Below are 19106 nucleotides of genomic sequence, written 5' to 3'. Positions count from 1 at the left end.
TAATGCGCCTCCACTGACACGGAACAACGGCACACACGCCGCCGGGTCAGCAGAGAAAAGCGAAAATAAACGCTTGACTCTGAAGCGGGAAAGCGTAATATGCACACCCCGCGCCGCAGCGAAAAGCGAAGCGGCACTGCTCTTTAACAATTTATCAGACAATCTGTGTGGGCACTCAAAGTGACATGGATTCTTAACGTCGCAAGACGAAAAATGAATACCAAGTCTCTGAGTGAACATACGTAATTCATTACGAAGTTTAATTCACGAGCATCAAACTTAAATTGAAGAGTTTGATCATGGCTCAGATTGAACGCTGGCGGCAGGCCTAACACATGCAAGTCGAGCGGTAGCACAGAGAGCTTGCTCTCGGGTGACGAGCGGCGGACGGGTGAGTAATGTCTGGGAAACTGCCTGATGGAGGGGGATAACTACTGGAAACGGTAGCTAATACCGCATAACGTCGCAAGACCAAAGAGGGGGACCTTCGGGCCTCTTGCCATCAGATGTGCCCAGATGGGATTAGCTAGTAGGTGGGGTAACGGCTCACCTAGGCGACGATCCCTAGCTGGTCTGAGAGGATGACCAGCCACACTGGAACTGAGACACGGTCCAGACTCCTACGGGAGGCAGCAGTGGGGAATATTGCACAATGGGCGCAAGCCTGATGCAGCCATGCCGCGTGTATGAAGAAGGCCTTCGGGTTGTAAAGTACTTTCAGCGGGGAGGAAGGTGTTGAGGTTAATAACCTCAGCAATTGACGTTACCCGCAGAAGAAGCACCGGCTAACTCCGTGCCAGCAGCCGCGGTAATACGGAGGGTGCAAGCGTTAATCGGAATTACTGGGCGTAAAGCGCACGCAGGCGGTCTGTCAAGTCGGATGTGAAATCCCCGGGCTCAACCTGGGAACTGCATTCGAAACTGGCAGGCTAGAGTCTTGTAGAGGGGGGTAGAATTCCAGGTGTAGCGGTGAAATGCGTAGAGATCTGGAGGAATACCGGTGGCGAAGGCGGCCCCCTGGACAAAGACTGACGCTCAGGTGCGAAAGCGTGGGGAGCAAACAGGATTAGATACCCTGGTAGTCCACGCCGTAAACGATGTCGACTTGGAGGTTGTGCCCTTGAGGCGTGGCTTCCGGAGCTAACGCGTTAAGTCGACCGCCTGGGGAGTACGGCCGCAAGGTTAAAACTCAAATGAATTGACGGGGGCCCGCACAAGCGGTGGAGCATGTGGTTTAATTCGATGCAACGCGAAGAACCTTACCTACTCTTGACATCCAGAGAACTTTCCAGAGATGGATTGGTGCCTTCGGGAACTCTGAGACAGGTGCTGCATGGCTGTCGTCAGCTCGTGTTGTGAAATGTTGGGTTAAGTCCCGCAACGAGCGCAACCCTTATCCTTTGTTGCCAGCGGTCCGGCCGGGAACTCAAAGGAGACTGCCAGTGATAAACTGGAGGAAGGTGGGGATGACGTCAAGTCATCATGGCCCTTACGAGTAGGGCTACACACGTGCTACAATGGCGCATACAAAGAGAAGCGACCTCGCGAGAGCAAGCGGACCTCATAAAGTGCGTCGTAGTCCGGATTGGAGTCTGCAACTCGACTCCATGAAGTCGGAATCGCTAGTAATCGTAGATCAGAATGCTACGGTGAATACGTTCCCGGGCCTTGTACACACCGCCCGTCACACCATGGGAGTGGGTTGCAAAAGAAGTAGGTAGCTTAACCTTCGGGAGGGCGCTTACCACTTTGTGATTCATGACTGGGGTGAAGTCGTAACAAGGTAACCGTAGGGGAACCTGCGGTTGGATCACCTCCTTACCTTAAAGAACCTGCCTTTGCAGTGCTCACACAGATTGTCTGATGAAAAGTAAATAGCAAGGCGTCTTGCGATTGAGACTTCACGTCCCCTTCGTCTAGAGGCCCAGGACACCGCCCTTTCACGGCGGTAACAGGGGTTCGAATCCCCTAGGGGACGCCACTTGCTGGTTCGTGAGTGAAAGTCACCTGCCGTCATATCTCAAAACTCATCTTCGGGTGACGTTTGAGATATTTGCTCTTTAAAAATCTGGATCAAGCTGAAAATTGAAACGACACATCTTAAATGGTGTGTTCGAGTCTCTCAAATTTTCGCAAGTCGATGATGAATCGAAAGAAACATCTTCGGGTTGTGAGGTTAAGCGACTAAGCGTACACGGTGGATGCCCTGGCAGTCAGAGGCGATGAAGGACGTGCTAATCTGCGAAAAGCGCCGGCGAGGTGATATGAACCTTTGACCCGGCGATGTCCGAATGGGGAAACCCAGTGTGATTCGTCACACTATCGTTAACTGAATACATAGGTTAACGAGGCGAACCGGGGGAACTGAAACATCTAAGTACCCCGAGGAAAAGAAATCAACCGAGATTCCCCCAGTAGCGGCGAGCGAACGGGGAGCAGCCCAGAGTCTGAATCAGCTTGTGTGTTAGTGGAAGCGTCTGGAAAGTCGCACGGTACAGGGTGACAGTCCCGTACACGAAAGCACACAGGCTGTGAACTCGAAGAGTAGGGCGGGACACGTGGTATCCTGTCTGAATATGGGGGGACCATCCTCCAAGGCTAAATACTCCTGACTGACCGATAGTGAACCAGTACCGTGAGGGAAAGGCGAAAAGAACCCCGGCGAGGGGAGTGAAAAAGAACCTGAAACCGTGTACGTACAAGCAGTGGGAGCACCTTCGTGGTGTGACTGCGTACCTTTTGTATAATGGGTCAGCGACTTATATTCTGTAGCAAGGTTAACCGTATAGGGGAGCCGAAGGGAAACCGAGTCTTAACTGGGCGTTAAGTTGCAGGGTATAGACCCGAAACCCGGTGATCTAGCCATGGGCAGGTTGAAGGTTGGGTAACACTAACTGGAGGACCGAACCGACTAATGTTGAAAAATTAGCGGATGACTTGTGGCTGGGGGTGAAAGGCCAATCAAACCGGGAGATAGCTGGTTCTCCCCGAAAGCTATTTAGGTAGCGCCTCGTGAACTCATCTTCGGGGGTAGAGCACTGTTTCGGCTAGGGGGCCATCCCGGCTTACCAACCCGATGCAAACTACGAATACCGAAGAATGTTATCACGGGAGACACACGGCGGGTGCTAACGTCCGTCGTGAAGAGGGAAACAACCCAGACCGCCAGCTAAGGTCCCAAAGTCATGGTTAAGTGGGAAACGATGTGGGAAGGCACAGACAGCCAGGATGTTGGCTTAGAAGCAGCCATCATTTAAAGAAAGCGTAATAGCTCACTGGTCGAGTCGGCCTGCGCGGAAGATGTAACGGGGCTAAACCATGCACCGAAGCTGCGGCAGCGACACTTAAGTGTTGTTGGGTAGGGGAGCGTTCTGTAAGCCGTTGAAGGTGTGCTGTGAGGCATGCTGGAGGTATCAGAAGTGCGAATGCTGACATAAGTAACGATAAAGCGGGTGAAAAGCCCGCTCGCCGGAAGACCAAGGGTTCCTGTCCAACGTTAATCGGGGCAGGGTGAGTCGACCCCTAAGGCGAGGCCGAAAGGCGTAGTCGATGGGAAACAGGTTAATATTCCTGTACTTGGTGTTACTGCGAAGGGGGGACGGAGAAGGCTATGTTAGCCGGGCGACGGTTGTCCCGGTTTAAGCATGTAGGCGGAGGTTCCAGGTAAATCCGGTACCTTTTAACGCTGAGGTGTGATGACGAGGCACTACGGTGCTGAAGTAACAAATGCCCTGCTTCCAGGAAAAGCCTCTAAGCATCAGGTAACACGAAATCGTACCCCAAACCGACACAGGTGGTCAGGTAGAGAATACCAAGGCGCTTGAGAGAACTCGGGTGAAGGAACTAGGCAAAATGGTGCCGTAACTTCGGGAGAAGGCACGCTGATATGTAGGTGAAGCCCCTGCGGGTGGAGCTGAAATCAGTCGAAGATACCAGCTGGCTGCAACTGTTTATTAAAAACACAGCACTGTGCAAACACGAAAGTGGACGTATACGGTGTGACGCCTGCCCGGTGCCGGAAGGTTAATTGATGGGGTTAGCGGCAACGCGAAGCTCTTGATCGAAGCCCCGGTAAACGGCGGCCGTAACTATAACGGTCCTAAGGTAGCGAAATTCCTTGTCGGGTAAGTTCCGACCTGCACGAATGGCGTAATGATGGCCAGGCTGTCTCCACCCGAGACTCAGTGAAATTGAACTCGCTGTGAAGATGCAGTGTACCCGCGGCAAGACGGAAAGACCCCGTGAACCTTTACTATAGCTTGACACTGAACACTGGTCCTTGATGTGTAGGATAGGTGGGAGGCTTTGAAGCGTGGACGCCAGTCTGCGTGGAGCCAACCTTGAAATACCACCCTTTAATGGCTGGTGTTCTAACGTAGACCCGTAATCCGGGTTGCGGACAGTGTCTGGTGGGTAGTTTGACTGGGGCGGTCTCCTCCCAAAGAGTAACGGAGGAGCACGAAGGTTAGCTAATCCTGGTCGGACATCAGGAGGTTAGTGCAATGGCATAAGCTAGCTTGACTGCGAGAGTGACGGCTCGAGCAGGTGCGAAAGCAGGTCATAGTGATCCGGTGGTTCTGAATGGAAGGGCCATCGCTCAACGGATAAAAGGTACTCCGGGGATAACAGGCTGATACCGCCCAAGAGTTCATATCGACGGCGGTGTTTGGCACCTCGATGTCGGCTCATCACATCCTGGGGCTGAAGTAGGTCCCAAGGGTATGGCTGTTCGCCATTTAAAGTGGTACGCGAGCTGGGTTTAGAACGTCGTGAGACAGTTCGGTCCCTATCTGCCGTGGGCGCTGGAGAATTGAGGGGGGCTGCTCCTAGTACGAGAGGACCGGAGTGGACGCATCACTGGTGTTCGGGTTGTCATGCCAATGGCACTGCCCGGTAGCTAAATGCGGAAAAGATAAGTGCTGAAAGCATCTAAGCACGAAACTTGCCCCGAGATGAGTTCTCCCTGACTCCCTGAGAGTCCTGAAGGAACGTTGAAGACTACGACGTTGATAGGTCGGGTGTGTAAGCGCAGCGATGCGTTGAGCTAACCGATACTAATGAACCGTGAGGCTTAACCTTACAACGCCGAAGCTGTTTCGGCGAAGAGACAGACAATCAAGTTTCAGCCTGATACAGATTAACAGAATTTGCCTGGCGGCTTTAGCGCGGTGGTCCCACCTGACCCCATGCCGAACTCAGAAGTGAAACGCCGTAGCGCCGATGGTAGTGTGGGGTCTCCCCATGTGAGAGTAGGGAACTGCCAGGCATCAAATAAGTGAAGAGGCCATCCGAAAGGATGGCCTTTTTGCGTTTAAGCACCTCAGAAATTTGTAGGCCGGGTAGGGCGAAACCGCCCCCCGGTAAGTCAGAGCGCACTCCACTCCACTATAAACTCCGCAATCCCTTCCACATCATTTAAATCCAGCATCGGAACTTCAAGCGGCAATACAACATCACTGGCCACCGCAATCACATGCTCATCCAGCGTTAATTCGCTGAAATCATGCCCGGCATCGCTTCTGAACAGCAGGATCTTAGGCACGGCCTCATGTTTAAATCCCTCAACCAGCACCAGATCCAGCGTGGCATGATCCATCCGGCTGACCAGATAGGCGAGATCCAGCGGCGCCTCATCCGGCGTTTCTGTCATCAGCGCCCAGCGTTGAGTACTTGCCACCATCGTTTGCGCTGCACCCGCTTTACGCAATGCATAGCTATCTTTTCCCGGTCTATCGACATCCATATGATGATGGGTGTGCTTAATCAATCCTGGATGGATACCTCTGGCACAAAGCGCAGGAATGAGCTTTTTCAGCAGCGTGGTTTTTCCGGTCCCACTCCAGGCGGAAATGGCTACGACAGGTATCATCTTTTCTCCTGCATCATCTGCAAATCGTCAGGCGTATTCACATTCACAAAAGCTGATTTTAAATCGCTAAAATCAACGGGATGACCGCCAGACTCGCGCATAAAAGCCATCACCCTGCGCTCTCCCGCAGCCAGATAGGACTGCAGGGATGGCGCCAGGGATCGGTGCATCAATGCGATAGCAGGATGATCACGCTCGCCGTCATGTACCCAAACCACAGGAGCCGTACCCCGAAGCAGCAACAAACGTTCGACAAGACAGGACGGAATAAACGGGGTATCGCAGGGACAGAAGATGAACCACTCTCCGTGAGACTGTTGCATGACCGAAAGCATACCAGCCAGCGGTCCCGGGTAATCCTCAAGGATATCCTGGTAAACGGCGTACCCGCTGAGCTGGTAAGTGTCGATATGCCGGTTAGCACTGATGACCATTGTCGACACCTGGCCTGCGAGCGTATCAGCGACACATTGCCATAAGGGTTTGCCATTCAGGCGTTGAAGCCCCTTATCTTTTCCCCCCATACGCGTTGCTCTGCCACCTGCCAGAACGACCCCAATGATTTCCTGCCTAAGATTCACGAATATCGCCTCTTTTATTGTGGGATTGACCCTGCTAACGTGTCACTCTAAATGAAAGGAGCACCACCATGAAATGTAAACGTCTGAATGAAGTTATTGAACTCCTCCAGCCCGCCTGGCAAAAAGAGCCAGAGCTAAATCTGATGCAATTTTTACAGAAACTGGCGAAAGAGTCAGGTTTTGACGGCGAACTGGCAGACCTTTCTGACGACATCCTGATCTACCATCTTAAAATGCGTGACTCTGCCAAAGATGCTGTTATTCCTGGTATCCAGAAGGATTATGAGGAAGATTTTAAGACCGCATTACTGCGCGCCCGAGGCGTAATTAAAGAGTAAAAGCTTGTAAGCGGCGGCACCGAAATCGCCACAAGATGATATCCTGAATCATTCGTATAATTTCCGGATGATCGGATGAACGACCAGGCTTTTACTTTCCAGACATTACACCCGGACACCATTATGGATGCCCTGTTTGAACAGGGTATTCGGGTGGATTCCGGGCTAACACCGTTAAACAGCTACGAAAACCGCGTCTATCAATTTCAGGACGAGGATCGTCAGCGCTTCGTCGTAAAGTTCTATCGTCCTGAACGCTGGTCCGCAGAACAAATTCAGGAAGAGCATCAGTTTGCTCACGATCTGCTGGATGACGATGTTCCCGTTGCCGCGCCGCTAAAATTCAATAATCAAACGCTCCTCACGCACGAAGGGTTTTACTACGCTGTATTCCCAAGCCTGGGTGGCCGCCAGTTTGAAGCGGATAATATCGATCAGATGGAGTGGGTTGCCCGCTATCTTGGGCGCATACACCAGACGGGACGCAAAAAAGCCTTTATTGCCCGCCCGACTATCGGAATTCAGGAATACCTTCTTGAGCCACGCGAAATATTCGAAACGTCTGCCATGATCCCCACTGCGTTAAAGGATGATTTCCTCAACGCCACCGATAAGCTCATTGCTGCTGTTAAAACCTGCTGGCGTGACGATATTTCCGTTCTGCGCCTGCATGGCGATTGTCATGCAGGAAATATCCTCTGGCGTGATGGCCCGCTGTTTGTCGATCTCGATGATGCGCGTATGGGGCCCGCGGTTCAGGACCTGTGGATGCTGCTCAATGGCGACAAAGCCGAGCAACGCATGCAGCTTGAAACCATTATTGAAGCTTATGAAGAATTTAGCCCGTTTAATTCAGACGAAATTGCCCTGATTGAGCCTTTACGTGCGATGCGTTTTGTTTATTATCTCGCATGGTTAATCAGGCGTTGGGACGATCCCGCATTTCCCCGGAATTTCCCGTGGCTTACCGGAGAGGATTACTGGCGTAGCCAGATATCTACATTTACTGAGCAGGTCAAGGTTCTTCAGGAACCCCCTCTGCAATTAACGCCGATGTATTAATTGGACACACCCAGGAGAGAGTTAATCATGAAAAAAATTTGGCTGGCGCTGGCAGGTATGATTCTGGCATTTAGCGCTTCTGCTGCGCAGTTTACCGACGGCAAACAGTACACCACGCTGGACAAACCGGTCGCTGGCGAGCCACAGGTTCTGGAGTTTTTCTCGTTCTACTGCCCACACTGCTATCAGTTCGAGCAGGTGCTGCATGTTTCGGATAGCGTGAAGAAAAAGCTGCCAGAAGGCACCAAAATGACCAAGTACCACGTCGAGTTCCTGGGCCCATTGGGTAAAGACCTGACCCAGGCGTGGGCGGTTGCGATGGCACTGGGCGTGGAAGATAAGATCACTGCGCCAATGTTTGAAGCCGTACAGAAAACCCAGACCGTTCAGACCACTGCGGATATTCGTAAAGTGTTCGTTGATGCCGGCGTGAAAGGGGAAGAGTATGACGCTGCATGGAACAGCTTTGTGGTGAAATCTCTGGTTGCTCAGCAGGAAAAAGCGGCTGCTGATCTCCAGCTTCAGGGCGTTCCGGCGATGTTTGTTAACGGCAAATACCAGCTGAACATGCAGGGCATGGACACCAGTAGCATGGATATCTTCGTACAGCAGTATGCTGATACCGTGAAATACCTGGTTGAGAAGAAGTAATTTCGCTGATGTAAAAACGCCGGTCACTGACCGGCGTTTTTGTATAAAGATTTAATATTGTCTATCTGTTCGTCTTTCTCTTTCCAGAGCGTATTAAGCCACTGCTGGAAACGACGCTTGAAACTCTTATCGTTAACGTAATCACCGTGCAGCCCGGCATCTATCGGGACCAGATCGACACGCACAACAATGCGCGTCAGTTTGCCGCTGAGCATATCGTAGAACGGCGTCTTATCGTTTTCCGGATAGCAGAGCGTGACGTTCAGGAGTTTATCGAACTGCGATCCCAGCACGTTAAGCGCCATCGCAATACCCGCAGCCTTTGGCGGCAGCAAGTGCTGGTACGGAGAGCGGGTTTGTTGATGCTTCTCCTCCGTAAATCGGGAGCCTTCAACAAAGTTCACGATGGTCGTAGGATGCGCGCGAAACTTTTCGCAGGAACGGCGTGTGGTCTCCACATCTTTGCCGCGACGCTCGGGATGACGAATTAAATAGCTGCGCGAATAGCGTTTCATAAACGGCATATCAAGCGCCCAGCAGGCCAGCCCGATAAAAGGCACCCAGGCGAGCTGCTGTTTCAGAAAGTATTTGTTCATCGGGATGTGTTTGCGAAAAAGTACGCATAACACCACGATGTCCGCCCAGCTGTGGTGATTGCAAATCAGCAGATACCAGTTCTTCTTGTTAAGACTCTCCAGCCCTTTGATATCCCACTTCAGATGCGGGTTCAGGCACAGCAGGATCGCCAGTCCTTCGCACCAGCAGTACATCATGAAGTTACAAAATGCGGACACGGCTCGCCACACCACAGGGACAGGCAGCAGCAGTTTAACGATCCCGGCGATAATGATTGGCACAGAGCAGGCGACAGTCACCAGGATAGTTAAAATGATGCTTAACAGTAATGTTATTGCAGCGAGCAATCTCGACATAATGAGCTTTTTCAAATGGTTAGCTGTAAGTGAGCGGTCGGCTATGCAACGCCGGGCGCTGATTTTACCAGAAAACAGACAAATTAATGGCGATTTGACGTGATGATTTGGCCGCTTTTACCCTGTCGCAGAAGATTTCTCTGTGATTCCACGCTTAACAAGGCTTATATCCACATAGACTAAATTGCCATCAGGTGACCATATAGAGAAGATCTAATGCGATAACAGTATGATAATTAAGATCTAAAAATTAACTCATATGTATTTTTTACGTCTGTTATTCATATGAAGTGAAAATATACACAAACTTATCCACAGTTTGATTTTTGCGAGCGATCCTCACGATCGCAAAATCTTTTCCTGTATCTGGCGCTAATACCTGATGTTTTCATCCTTCTGTGGCATCCTTTACCCATAAATTGATTAAAGGCACGGACATTATGGTTCAGATCCCAGAAAACCCTCTTATTCTCGTCGATGGCTCTTCTTACCTGTATCGGGCATACCATGCGTTTCCTCCTCTGACCAATAGCGCAGGGGAACCTACCGGCGCAATGTACGGCGTGCTGAACATGCTGCGCAGCCTGATCCTTCAGTATCAGCCAACCCATGCGGCTGTGGTCTTTGATGCGAAAGGTAAAACTTTCCGCGATGAGCTGTTTGAGCATTACAAATCTCACCGTCCGCCAATGCCAGACGATCTGCGTGCGCAAATTGAGCCGCTGCACACCATGGTAAAAGCGATGGGGCTGCCGCTGCTGGCCGTCTCTGGCGTTGAGGCTGATGACGTTATCGGCACGCTGGCGCGTGAAGCAGAAAAGATGGGTCGTCCTGTGCTGATCAGCACCGGTGATAAAGATATGGCGCAGCTGGTGACGCCAGGCATCACCCTGATTAATACCATGACCAACACTATTCTGGGGCCAGAAGAAGTGGTCACAAAGTATGGCGTGCCGCCTGAGCTGATTATCGACTTCCTCGCGTTGATGGGCGACTCCTCGGATAACATCCCGGGTGTCCCTGGTGTCGGTGAAAAAACCGCGCAGGCGCTGCTCCAGGGGCTGGGTGGTCTGGATACGCTCTACGCGGAGCCGGACAAAATCGCCGGGCTCTCCTTCCGTGGCGCAAAAACCATGGCCGGAAAACTGGAAGAGAACAAAGAGGTGGCTTATCTCTCCTATAAGCTGGCCACAATCAAAACCGATGTCGAACTGGAGTTGGGCTGTGAGCAGCTTGAAGTGCAACAGCCTTCCGCTGACGATCTGCTGAGCCTGTTTAAGAAATACGAATTCAAGCGCTGGACCGCTGACGTGGAAGCCGGTAAATGGCTGCAGGCGAAAGGGGCTAAACCTGCTGCAAAGCCGAAGGAGACAATCGTCGTTGACGCAGAAGAGCAGGCGGAAGAAGAAGCCGTGGCGCTTTCCTTCGACAACTACGAAACCATTTTTGAAGAGTCACGGCTGATCGCCTGGATCGATAAACTGAAAAAGGCGCCGGTCTTCGCCTTTGATACCGAAACCGACAGCCTCGATAACATCTCTGCCAATATGGTTGGCCTGTCATTTGCAACAGAGCCGGGTATTGCCGCCTACGTTCCCGTGGCGCACGATTACCTGGATGCGCCGGAGCAAATTTCCCGTGAACGCGTGCTTGAGCTGCTGAAGCCAATCCTGGAAGACGAAAAGGCGCTCAAGGTCGGGCAAAACCTCAAGTACGACCGCGGCATTTTGCAAAATTACGGCATTGAACTGCGCGGGATTGCCTTCGACACCATGCTTGAATCCTACATTCTGGACAGCGTCGCGGGCCGCCATGATATGGATTCCTTATCTGACCGCTGGCTCAAGCACAAAACGATCACCTTTGAAGAGATTGCCGGTAAAGGGAAAAATCAGCTCACCTTTAACCAGATTGCTCTGGAAGAAGCGGGGCGCTACGCGGCGGAAGACGCTGATGTCACGCTGCAGCTGCACCTGAAGATGTGGCCAAAACTGCAGAAGCATGAAGGTCCGCTGAACGTGTTCCAGCATATCGAGATGCCGCTGGTGCCCGTGCTGTCACGCATTGAACGCAACGGCGTGAAGATTGACCCAACGGTGCTGCATAACCACTCCGGGGAGCTGGCGCAGCGTTTGACCGAGCTCGAGCAAAAAGCGCATGAGCTTGCAGGCGAGCCGTTTAACCTCTCTTCGCCGAAGCAGCTGCAAACCATTCTGTTTGAAAAGCAGGGCATCAAGCCGCTGAAGAAGACCCCTGGCGGCGCGCCGTCAACCTCTGAAGAGGTGCTGGAAGAGCTGGCGCTGGATTACCCGCTGCCAAAAGTGATTCTGCAGTACCGAGGCCTCGCGAAGCTGAAGTCTACGTACACCGACAAGCTCCCGCTGATGATTAACCCGAAAACGGGTCGTGTGCACACGTCGTACCATCAGGCTGTCGCGGCGACCGGTCGTCTCTCATCAACCGATCCTAACCTGCAGAACATCCCGGTACGTAACGAAGAAGGCCGCCGTATTCGCCAGGCTTTCATCGCACCAGAGGATTATCTGATTGTCTCTGCTGACTACTCGCAAATTGAGCTGCGTATTATGGCGCATCTGTCCCGCGACAAAGGCCTGCTGACCGCGTTTGCCGAAGGGAAGGATATCCACCGGGCAACCGCGGCGGAAGTCTTCGGCTTGCCGCTGGACAGCGTGACCAACGAGCAGCGCCGCAGTGCTAAGGCGATCAACTTCGGTCTGATTTACGGCATGAGCGCATTTGGTCTTTCGCGCCAGCTCAACATTCCGCGCAAAGAGTCGCAGAAGTATATGGATCTCTATTTCGAGCGTTATCCGGGCGTGCTGGAATATATGGAACGCACCCGCGCGCAGGCGAAGGAAAAAGGTTACGTCGAAACCCTTGATGGCCGCCGTCTCTACTTACCGGACATCAAATCCAGCAACGCGGCGCGTCGCGCTGGCGCAGAGCGTGCGGCGATCAACGCCCCGATGCAGGGTACCGCGGCGGACATTATTAAGCGTGCAATGATCGCCGTTGATGCCTGGCTGGAAAAAGAGAAGCCTCGCGTGAAAATGATCATGCAGGTACACGATGAACTGGTATTTGAAGTGCACAAAGACGACCTCGACGCCGTGTCGAAGAAGATCCACGAACTGATGGAAAGCAGCATGACGCTCGATGTGCCGTTGCTGGTGGAAGTAGGAAGTGGCGAAAATTGGGATCAGGCTCACTAAGGGTTCTTCGCATAACGCGCTTTTTATGTAAGTTTGCAACATAACAACGCGCGTTTTGTGACAATCATTAGAATTCCCTATGTAAAGAATGAAAAAAAACTACAAAAAGTGCTTTTTCTGCAGCACAAAAAGGGGTAGAGTTGTCGGCGTAGGGTACAGAGGTAAGATGTTCTATCTTTCAGACCTTTTACTTCACGTAATCGGATTTGGCTGAATATTTTAGCCGCCCCAGTCAGTAATGACTGGGGCGTTTTTTATTGCGGCAAAGAAAAATTCAGGCAAAAAAACGCGGCTATCGCCGCGCTCGGTATTACTCTTCTTCCGCTTCCGTCGCGGGTTCCAGCTCGCTAAACCAGGTATCGAGCTTCTGACGCAGCTTGTCCACGCCCTGCTTTTTCAGCGAGGAGAACGGCTCAACCTGCACATCACCGTTGAACGCAAGCACCGCTTCGCGAACCATATTCACCTGCGCTTTGCGCGCGCCGCTCGCCAGCTTATCGGCTTTCGTCAGCAGCACCAGCACGGCGATATCACTTGCTACCGCCCAGTCGATCATCTGCTGATCCAGATCTTTCAGGGGATGGCGAATATCCATCAGCACCACCAGACCCTTCAGGCACAGGCGTTTTTCCAGGTATTCACCCAGCGCACGCTGCCACTTGATTTTCATCTCTTCCGGTACCTGCGCGTAACCGTAGCCCGGTAAGTCGACCAGGCGTTTGCCCTCTGCGACTTCAAACAGGTTGATCAGCTGGGTACGGCCAGGTGTTTTTGAGGTGCGCGCCAGGCTCTTCTGATTGGTCAGCGTATTCAGGGCGCTGGATTTCCCCGCATTGGAGCGGCCAGCAAATGCCACTTCAATACCGGTATCAGAAGGAAGGTGGCGAATATCGGGCGCACTGGTGACAAAATGCGTCTGTTGGTAGTTCCAGGTAGTCACGTGGTCGTCTCCAAAATCGTAATCTGAAGGGGATTATACCCGAATGCAGGCAAAAGGCTTTTCTGATTGCTATGAGCAGTAGACGAATGCCACAACCGGTGTGAGAGATCGGCCAGTGATGCTATGGGAGATTTCAGAGAAATCGCAGGCGTCAAAAAAGGCAAACTGTTTTAAATCATAAGTTTATTTCCAGGTAATTATCTGAAAAACCTTTTTTGTACCGTTTCGTTGCTTGTTAGTTTAACGGAACAAGGTAAAGTGTGCGTCAGGGCGAGGAAGCCAACAGGAAATCGACTTAAGGATTAGGGTCAGGAGCGCCAGGAGGCGAAGACGCAGGATTGTCAGGATGACCAGCGCCAGGAGGCGTTTTAAAAGGAAATGGAACCGTATCACGGACGGTATTAGCCAAGGGATAAACAGGGTTTGTTGTTGGCAAACACGGAAAGTCTGACCCGCTAAGGGTTGTGAGTCAGGAAAAAAGGCGACAGATTGCTCTGTCGCCTTTTTTCTTTGCTTGCTTTCTGCTAGATTTCGCCGCAATTCTATACTGAAGAAAACGACTTAAAGATAAAACATCATGAAAAAACCAACCTCCGCTGCGGGCGCGAAACGCCCCGCAAAAGCACGCCGCAAAACGCGCGAAGAACTGAACCAGGAAGCGCGCGATCGCAAACGCGACAAAAAACATCGCGGTCATGCTGCGGGTAGCCGTGCCAACGGTGGTGGTGCAGCGGGTGCTTCTGCAAAAGGCAAACAGCAGAAAGACCCTCGTATCGGCAGTAAAACTCCCATTCCACTGGGCGTGACAGACACCCCGGTCACTAAGCAGCACAAACCAAAGAGCGAGAAACCTATGCTTTCACCGCAGGCTGAGCTGGATTTGCTGGAGAACGATGAGCGCCTGGACGCGCTGCTGGAACGTCTTGAAGAGGGTGAAACCCTGACCGCTGAAGAGCAGTCATGGGTGGATGCCAAACTGGATCGTATCGATGAACTGATGCAGAAGCTGGGCCTGTCATACGACGATGACGAAGATGAAGAAGAAGACGAGAAGCAGGAAGATATGATGCGTCTTCTGAAGGGTGGAAACTAACATTTGCACCCGGCAGGCACGATAGTCCTGCTTATAACCCTTCCGGTTATATGTTATCTGGTGTGGTTATTCGTTAAACTACGGCGGTTGTCGCGGCGACAGAAGTGGCTGCGCACCCGAATGATGGCCCGCGATGGGGCCAGAACGGGCCGCCGTATACGAACGCGACACCAACGGAAGGAGTGAGCATGTCAGCACCAACTATCGACTGGGATTTGGCCCTAATCCAGAAATATAACTATTCCGGGCCGCGTTATACGTCATACCCCACCGCGCTGGAGTTCTCCGATGCCTTCGGCGAGGCTGATTTCCAGCAGGCTGTCGCGCGCTATCCTGAGCGTCCGCTGTCGCTCTACGTCCATATTCCGTTCTGCCACAAGCTCTGCTACTTCTGCGGCTGCAATAAAATTGTTACCCGTCAGCAGCATAAAGCCGATCAGTATCTTGACGCGCTCGAACAAGAAATTGTGCATCGCGCGCCGCTGTTTACTGGCCGTCACGTCAGCCAGCTGCACTGGGGCGGCGGGACGCCAACCTATCTGAATAAAGCGCAAATAAGCCGCCTGATGACCCTGCTGCGCGGCAATTTCAGTTTTAACGCCGACGCTGAAATCTCGATCGAAGTCGATCCGCGTGAAATTGAGCTTGATGTACTGGATCACTTACGCGCCGAAGGCTTCAATCGTCTGAGCATGGGCGTGCAGGATTTCAATAAAGAGGTTCAGCGTCTGGTGAACCGCGAGCAGGACGAAGAATTTATCTTTGCCTTACTCAATCACGCGCGTGAGATTGGTTTCACCTCGACCAATATTGACCTGATATACGGCCTGCCAAAGCAGACGCCGGAAAGCTTCGCCTTCACCCTGAAGCGCGTGGCCGAACTCAACCCGGACCGCCTGAGCGTCTTTAACTATGCGCATCTGCCGACGCTCTTTGCCGCTCAGCGCAAAATAAAAGATGCCGATCTTCCTTCTGCCCAGCAGAAGCTGGATATTCTGCAGGAAACCATTACCTCGCTGACCGAAACCGGCTATCAGTTTATCGGGATGGATCACTTTGCTCGTCCGGATGACGAGCTGGCGATTGCGCAGCGTGAAGGCGTTCTGCACCGTAACTTCCAGGGCTACACAACCCAGGGCGATACCGATTTGCTGGGGATGGGCGTCTCCGCTATCAGCATGATTGGCGACTGTTACGCGCAAAATCAGAAAGAGCTGAAGCTTTACTACCAGCAGGTTGATGAAACGGGCAACGCGCTGTGGCGAGGCATCGCGTTAACGCGCGACGACTGCATCCGTCGGGATGTGATTAAAGCGCTAATCTGCAACTTCCGTCTCGATTTCAGCGACGTTGAGTCGCAGTGGGATCTGCACTTCAGCGATTATTTTGCGGAAGACCTGAAGCTGATTGCACCGCTGGCGAAAGACGGGCTGGTGGATGTGTCGGAGAGCGCGATTGAGGTCACGCCGAAAGGGCGTCTGTTGATTCGTAATATCTGCATGTGCTTTGACGCGTATCTGCGTCAGAAAGCGCGACTGCAGCAGTTCTCGCGGGTGATTTAAGGCGCATTGCCAAAAGCACTAAACGTAGGCCGGGTAAGGCGAAGCCGCCACCCGGCTTTTACGTTCAACTCGCTAGCTAAACAGCCCAACCAGCGCCGCACACAACATAGCCGCAACGGCTGTTTGTGGCGTGTGGCTTTCAGCGGCTCCGCTAGAGAGCATATTCACGATTGTTTCCAGCATGATGTTCACCCCCAATTTCCGGGCACGATCATACAAAACTCATCGGAACAGTAAAGCGCAAAATAACGGCAATTTGCGCTCAATTAATAACCTTTACACAGCGGCGTACGATCACTCCATTCCCAGCTCTTTAAGCTTGCGCGTCAGGGTATTACGTCCCCATCCCAGCAGGCGAGCGGCTTCCTGCTTATGACCCTGCGTATGACGAAGCGCGGTGGTTAACAGCGTACGCTCCATCTCTGGCTGAGCTTCAGACAGCAGGTTTTGATGACCGGAACGCAGCGCGCGATCGGCCCACTGCGCCAGCAGCGTCGCCCAGCTGTCCGGCAGCGCGTGCCCGGTACTGCTTTCAGGCGCGGTTGCTTCAAACAGCTCGGCCGGTAAATCCTGAATCAGCACCTCCTGCCCGGCGGCCATCACGGTTAACCAGCGACAGGTGTTTTCCAGCTGACGCACGTTGCCCGGCCATGCCAGACGCGTCAGAGCGGCATCGGTTTCCGGGTGAAGCTGCTTGGCTTCCACACCCAGCTCGCGGGCGGCTACCTGCAGAAAATGACGTGCCAGGCGGGGAATATCTTCCCGACGCTCACGCAGCGGCGGCAGATGAACGCGGATGACGTTCAGACGGTGGAATAAATCCTCACGGAATTTTCCTTCCTGAACGCGTTGCTCCAGGTTCTGGTGGGTCGCGGCGATAATACGCACGTCCACCTTCACCGGCGCATAGCCGCCCACGCGATAAAACTGCCCGTCGGCCAGCACGCGCAGCAGGCGTGTCTGGACATCCAGCGGCATATCGCCGATCTCATCCAGGAACAGCGTACCGCCGTCAGCCTGTTCAAACCGCCCCTGGCGAATGGTATTGGCGCCGGTAAATGCCCCTTTTTCATGGCCGAACAGTTCGGACTCAATCAAATCCTTCGGGATCGCCGCCATATTCAGGGCGATGAACGGCGCTTTTGCCCGCGGGCTGTGGCGGTGCAATGCATGCGCCACAAGCTCTTTACCGGTTCCCGACTCACCGTTAATCAATACGCTGATGGACGAGCGGGATAAACGACCAATAATGCGAAACACGTCCTGCATCGCCGGCGCTTCACCGATGATATCTGTGGTTGGCCCAAAATCGGGCGCGTGGCGCGGCTGTTGCTGCTCCTGATAATGACTAATCGCGCGCTCAACCAGCGCCACCGCTTCGTCGATATCAAACGGTTTGGGCAGGTAATCAAACGCCCCTTGCTGATAGGCGCTTACTGCGGCATCCAGATCGGAGTGCGCGGTCATTATGATGACCGGAAGCATAGGGTGGCGTTGTTTGATCTGCTTTAACAGCGCCAGCCCGTCCATGCCCGGCATACGAATATCCGAAAGCAGAACATCTGGCGTTTTGGTGGTGAGTGCGTCGAGCACTTCGCTGCCGCTCTCAAACGTCGTGCAGCTTAATCCTGCCCCTGTGAGCGCGCGTTCAAGCACCCAACGGATGGAGCTATCGTCATCGACTACCCAGACTATCCCTCGTTGCATAAACGTCACCTTTATTTTTTAATCGGCAGGAAAACCGAAAACTCGGTATGTCCCGGCCAACTGGTAAATTCAATTTTCCCGGAGTGTTGATCGATCAAACTGCGGGCAATGGATAAGCCCAGGCCGGTTCCGCCTTCGCGACCGCTTACCATCGGGTAGAACAGGGTGTCCTGCAAATGCGATGGAATGCCGGGCCCGTTATCTTCAACGTCGATTCGGGCGGCCAGCCGGTAGCGCACGCCGTGTAACGTGAGCTGGAAGGCGGTGCGGGTGCGTAAAATAATCTCACCGCCTTCAGGCCCCAGCGCCTGCAGGGCATTACGCACAATATTCAACAGGACTTGCTCAATCTGGTCCGGGTCATGGGCCAGTTCCGGCAGGCTTGGGTCGTAATCACGTACCAGCGTGACGTTCTCTGGCAGCTCCATTGAGACGAGCTTCACCACCCGCTCAGCCACTTTATGGATGCTTTCTGTGACGTGCATTCCCGGCTGCTGCGGACCGAGAAGACGGTCTACCAGATTCCGCAGACGGTCCGCCTGCTCAATGATGACGTTGGTATATTCCGCCAGCGCGGGATCGGGCAGCGCCTTGGTCAGAAGCTGCGCCGCGCCGCGTAATCCACCCAGCGGGTTTTTGATTTCATGCGCCAGACCGCGCACCAGGTCACGGGCGGCAATCTGCTGCGCATGCTGAAGCTGCTCCTGGCTCAGTCGACGCTGATTATCCATCGGCGCCATTTCCAGCAGGATCAGACCTTCGGGAAGACGTTGCGCCGTTAGCGACAGAATGTGCGAGCGCCCGTCGATCACCAGCGTGACTTCGTTATCGGTAAACCCCTGGCCAGCCTGCAAACTTTCCTGCATCAGGCCAATATTCAGCGAAAAATAGCTCAGGAGTTCAGGAAGCGGGGTGCCGAACAGTTTACGTGCGCTTTGGGCGAGCAGCTGCTGCGCGGCCGGGTTGGCGTAATGAACGGCCAGCTCGTCGTCGACCAGCAATATGCTGTTAATCAAAGAATTGAGGATCTGCCCAGCATCGGGCAGCGTGCCAGTTGCCATTCAGCAGTCTCCTGGAGTCGTTTGCACTAATTTAGTGCAGTATAGCGTTTTCGGCGTAAAAAGCGCGTGAGATCAGG

At 53.1% G+C, this 19106-nt stretch carries 13 protein-coding genes, 1 tRNA gene and 3 rRNA genes; 10 read left to right on the top strand and 7 right to left on the bottom strand.

The window, feature by feature from the left end; translation table 11 throughout:
- Positions 1 to 281: 281 nt before the first annotated feature.
- The 4 genes from ACMGGX_RS09605 to rrf all read left to right on the top strand — a co-directional run bounded on the left by ACMGGX_RS09605 (position 282) and on the right by rrf (position 5266).
- Positions 282 to 1821 (top strand): 16S ribosomal RNA (locus ACMGGX_RS09605).
- An 84-nt stretch (positions 1822 to 1905) separates the two neighbouring features.
- Positions 1906 to 1981: transfer RNA gene (locus ACMGGX_RS09600), tRNA-Glu, on the top strand.
- Between the two features lie 193 nt (positions 1982 to 2174).
- A 23S ribosomal RNA gene (locus ACMGGX_RS09595) occupies positions 2175 to 5079 on the top strand.
- Between the two features lie 71 nt (positions 5080 to 5150).
- Positions 5151 to 5266, top strand: a 5S ribosomal RNA gene (gene rrf / locus ACMGGX_RS09590).
- Together the 16S, 23S and 5S rRNA genes with 1 tRNA gene alongside form the textbook arrangement of a ribosomal RNA operon.
- A gap of 99 nt (positions 5267 to 5365) precedes the next feature.
- On the opposite strand, the gene mobB is transcribed toward rrf, so the two are convergent.
- Positions 5366 to 5869: a molybdopterin-guanine dinucleotide biosynthesis protein MobB gene (gene mobB, locus ACMGGX_RS09585; protein WP_420298306.1), complete on the bottom strand. Its 504-nt coding sequence runs from the start codon at positions 5867 to 5869 to the stop codon at positions 5366 to 5368.
- Positions 5866 to 6450, bottom strand: coding sequence for a molybdenum cofactor guanylyltransferase MobA (gene mobA / locus ACMGGX_RS09580; protein WP_420298305.1), 585 nt, complete (start codon positions 6448 to 6450; stop codon positions 5866 to 5868). The genes mobB and mobA overlap by 4 nt, the downstream gene beginning before the upstream one ends.
- 68 nt (positions 6451 to 6518) lie before the next feature.
- Here mobA and ACMGGX_RS09575 point away from each other — a divergent pair, with 68 nt between their 5' ends.
- The 3 genes from ACMGGX_RS09575 to dsbA all read left to right on the top strand — a co-directional run bounded on the left by ACMGGX_RS09575 (position 6519) and on the right by dsbA (position 8501).
- Positions 6519 to 6788, top strand: coding sequence for a YihD family protein (locus ACMGGX_RS09575; RefSeq protein WP_003861904.1), 270 nt, complete (start codon positions 6519 to 6521; stop codon positions 6786 to 6788).
- Between the two features lie 75 nt (positions 6789 to 6863).
- The gene (locus ACMGGX_RS09570) at positions 6864 to 7850 is read left to right on the top strand and encodes a serine/threonine protein kinase (RefSeq protein ID WP_181594067.1); all 987 of its coding nucleotides are present in this window, start codon (positions 6864 to 6866) and stop codon (positions 7848 to 7850) included.
- 27 nt (positions 7851 to 7877) lie between these two features.
- Positions 7878 to 8501, top strand: coding sequence for a thiol:disulfide interchange protein DsbA (dsbA, locus tag ACMGGX_RS09565; RefSeq protein ID WP_032662678.1), 624 nt, complete (start codon positions 7878 to 7880; stop codon positions 8499 to 8501).
- A 23-nt stretch (positions 8502 to 8524) separates the two neighbouring features.
- Here dsbA and ACMGGX_RS09560 read toward each other — a convergent pair whose 3' ends face one another.
- Entirely contained in the window at positions 8525 to 9433 is a 909-nt protein-coding gene (locus ACMGGX_RS09560) for an acyltransferase (protein WP_348562297.1), read from the bottom strand.
- A 440-nt stretch (positions 9434 to 9873) separates the two neighbouring features.
- Here ACMGGX_RS09560 and polA point away from each other — a divergent pair, with 440 nt between their 5' ends.
- Positions 9874 to 12666: a DNA polymerase I gene (polA, locus tag ACMGGX_RS09555; protein ID WP_420298304.1), complete on the top strand. Its 2793-nt coding sequence runs from the start codon at positions 9874 to 9876 to the stop codon at positions 12664 to 12666.
- A 310-nt stretch (positions 12667 to 12976) separates the two neighbouring features.
- On the opposite strand, the gene yihA is transcribed toward polA, so the two are convergent.
- The gene (yihA, locus tag ACMGGX_RS09550) at positions 12977 to 13606 is read right to left on the bottom strand and encodes a ribosome biogenesis GTP-binding protein YihA/YsxC (protein WP_023309768.1); all 630 of its coding nucleotides are present in this window, start codon (positions 13604 to 13606) and stop codon (positions 12977 to 12979) included.
- Between the two features lie 577 nt (positions 13607 to 14183).
- Here yihA and yihI point away from each other — a divergent pair.
- Entirely contained in the window at positions 14184 to 14699 is a 516-nt protein-coding gene (gene yihI, locus ACMGGX_RS09545) for a Der GTPase-activating protein YihI (protein WP_032644299.1), read from the top strand.
- 188 nt (positions 14700 to 14887) lie between these two features.
- Positions 14888 to 16261, top strand: a complete 1374-nt coding sequence (gene hemN / locus ACMGGX_RS09540) for an oxygen-independent coproporphyrinogen III oxidase (protein WP_348562302.1) — start codon at positions 14888 to 14890, stop codon at positions 16259 to 16261.
- Positions 16262 to 16333: 72 nt separating this feature from the next.
- Here the strand turns inward: hemN and ACMGGX_RS09535 are convergent, their stop codons facing one another.
- The 3 genes from ACMGGX_RS09535 to glnL all read right to left on the bottom strand — a co-directional run bounded on the left by ACMGGX_RS09535 (position 16334) and on the right by glnL (position 19029).
- Complete coding sequence (locus ACMGGX_RS09535; protein WP_023333898.1) at positions 16334 to 16444, bottom strand: YshB family small membrane protein; 111 nt, start codon at positions 16442 to 16444, stop codon at positions 16334 to 16336.
- 111 nt (positions 16445 to 16555) lie between these two features.
- Positions 16556 to 17968, bottom strand: coding sequence for a nitrogen regulation protein NR(I) (gene glnG / locus ACMGGX_RS09530; RefSeq protein ID WP_023309765.1), 1413 nt, complete (start codon positions 17966 to 17968; stop codon positions 16556 to 16558).
- Positions 17969 to 17979: 11 nt separating this feature from the next.
- On the bottom strand, positions 17980 to 19029 hold the full coding sequence (glnL, locus tag ACMGGX_RS09525) for a nitrogen regulation protein NR(II) (RefSeq protein ID WP_008501857.1): 1050 nt from the start codon (positions 19027 to 19029) through the stop codon (positions 17980 to 17982).
- Positions 19030 to 19106 lie beyond the last annotated feature (77 nt).

The sequence above is a fragment of the Enterobacter sp. BNK-29 genome (assembly GCF_048684785.1).
GTDB classification, from domain to species: domain Bacteria; phylum Pseudomonadota; class Gammaproteobacteria; order Enterobacterales; family Enterobacteriaceae; genus Enterobacter; species Enterobacter cloacae_M.
Note: the sequence above shows the minus strand (reverse complement) of the source record. Positions and strands in the feature narration are given on the sequence as shown.

Coding starts and splice junctions, on each gene's coding strand:
- ACMGGX_RS09560 (WP_348562297.1), bottom strand. CDS start 9,433: ATGTCGAGATTGCTCGCTGCAATAACATTACTGTTAAGCATCATTTTA.
- polA (WP_420298304.1), top strand. CDS start 9,874: ATGGTTCAGATCCCAGAAAACCCTCTTATTCTCGTCGATGGCTCTTCT.
- yihI (WP_032644299.1), top strand. CDS start 14,184: ATGAAAAAACCAACCTCCGCTGCGGGCGCGAAACGCCCCGCAAAAGCA.
- dsbA (WP_032662678.1), top strand. CDS start 7,878: ATGAAAAAAATTTGGCTGGCGCTGGCAGGTATGATTCTGGCATTTAGC.
- glnL (WP_008501857.1), bottom strand. CDS start 19,029: ATGGCAACTGGCACGCTGCCCGATGCTGGGCAGATCCTCAATTCTTTG.
- hemN (WP_348562302.1), top strand. CDS start 14,888: ATGTCAGCACCAACTATCGACTGGGATTTGGCCCTAATCCAGAAATAT.
- ACMGGX_RS09575 (WP_003861904.1), top strand. CDS start 6,519: ATGAAATGTAAACGTCTGAATGAAGTTATTGAACTCCTCCAGCCCGCC.
- glnG (WP_023309765.1), bottom strand. CDS start 17,968: ATGCAACGAGGGATAGTCTGGGTAGTCGATGACGATAGCTCCATCCGT.
- mobB (WP_420298306.1), bottom strand. CDS start 5,869: ATGATACCTGTCGTAGCCATTTCCGCCTGGAGTGGGACCGGAAAAACC.
- ACMGGX_RS09535 (WP_023333898.1), bottom strand. CDS start 16,444: ATGCTGGAAACAATCGTGAATATGCTCTCTAGCGGAGCCGCTGAAAGC.
- ACMGGX_RS09570 (WP_181594067.1), top strand. CDS start 6,864: ATGAACGACCAGGCTTTTACTTTCCAGACATTACACCCGGACACCATT.